The following is a 1512-nucleotide window of genomic DNA, read 5'->3' on the forward strand; positions in this document are numbered from 1 at the left end:
TGACGGCGCTCATCGAAATTCCCCAGTGATGCTCATCTGAATTCCCCACCCGTGTGGCACCGCCAGAGTAGGCGGGCCTCCCGTGATGCTGATGGTCTCTGACCACTCACCAACTATCTCGGGAGGCCCGCTTTCATGTTGACACGGGAGAACGATGTGGAAGTACATGCACTACACAAACGGGGGTGGACGATCTCGGCGATCGCCCGCCACACCGGGCACGACAGGAAAACCATTCGCGCCTACCTCAACGGTGAGCGCAGCCCGGGCGAGCGTAAGAAGTCGGCGGCGGATCCGTTCGAGCCGTTCCTGGCCTACGTCACCGCGCGTCTGGTTGAGGACCCACATCTGTGGTCACGGACGTTGTGCGACGAACTCGAGGACCTCGGCTACACCCAGTCCTATCCGACATTGACCCGCCAGATCCGGCAACGTGGCCTGCGTCCGACATGTGAGGCGTGCGCCCTGGTGACGGAGCGGGCGAACGCGGTCATCGAGCATCCGCCGGGTGAGGAGACGCAATGGGATTGGGTGGAGTTACCGAACCCGCCGGACGAATGGGGTTGGGGTTCAACAGCATTCCTGCTTGTCGGGTCGTTGGCGCATTCCGGCAAATGGCGGGGCTACCTGGCGCCGGATATGACTCGCCCGCAGGTGATCGCCGGGATCGACCGCATCACCCGCCGACTCGGCGGGGTCACCAAGTCGTGGCGATTTGACCGGATGGCGACGGTTTGCCACCCGTCGACCGGCGCGTTGACCGCCGAGTTCGCTGGCGTGGCCAAGTATTACGGGGTCTCGGTCGATGTGTGCCCACCTCGCAGAGGCAATCGCAAGGGTGTGGTGGAGAAGTCCAATCACACTGCTGCACAACGCTGGTGGCGCACCCTTCCCGACGAGACGACACCCGAACAAGCGCAAACCAGCTGCGACACCTTCTGCCGCACCCGCTCGGATGCACGGATGCGCCCGACCTCTGATGGTCGGGCGAGTGTGATCACGGTGGCCGCTCGCGAACCGCTCAGCGCCCCACCAGCGGCTCCGTATCCGGCCACGCTCACCGAGATGCGCACGGTATCGCGCCAGGCGCTGGTGGCGTGGCGCGGCAACCAGTACTCGGTGCCGCCGGAGGTGGCGATGAGTGAAGTCACCGTGAGCGAGCGGCTCGGGGACGGACACATCGACATCGCCACCGATTCGGGCATCGTGATCGCGCGGCACCGCCTCGCCACGCCCGGGTCGGGCGCCCAAGTGCGTGATCACGGGCATGTCGTCGCGCTGGAGACCCTGGCCAAAGCCGGCGCCTCCAGCAGCCGTCGGCCGCATCGCCGCAAAGAACGTATCCCACCCGGCCAGGCCGCCCGAGACGCCGCAAACACACTGCGCCACAACACAACCAACACCGACGATACCGGCCCGCAGGCATCGATCATCGACATGAGCGTGTACGAACGCGCCGCACAGAACAGGACCCACCTCCCATGACCACCAACACCAACACCGACACCGACA

Annotated in this window: 1 protein-coding gene; it reads left to right on the top strand. The window is 65.2% G+C overall.

The window, feature by feature from the left end:
* Window positions 1-135: 135 nt before the first annotated feature.
* Window positions 136-1485 carry a Mu transposase domain-containing protein gene (locus tag A5766_RS20060; protein ID WP_005202509.1) on the top strand — a complete coding sequence of 450 codons (1350 nt, stop codon included), beginning with the start codon at window positions 136-138 and terminating at the stop codon, window positions 1483-1485.
* Window positions 1486-1512 lie beyond the last annotated feature (27 nt).

The organism is Gordonia sp. 852002-51296_SCH5728562-b (genome assembly GCF_001665475.1).
Lineage (GTDB): Bacteria > Actinomycetota > Actinomycetes > Mycobacteriales > Mycobacteriaceae > Gordonia > Gordonia sputi.

Excerpts from the sequence above, each read along its gene's own strand:
- A5766_RS20060 (WP_005202509.1), top strand. The coding sequence starts at position 136 with ATGTTGACACGGGAGAACGATGTGGAAGTACATGCACTACACAAACGG.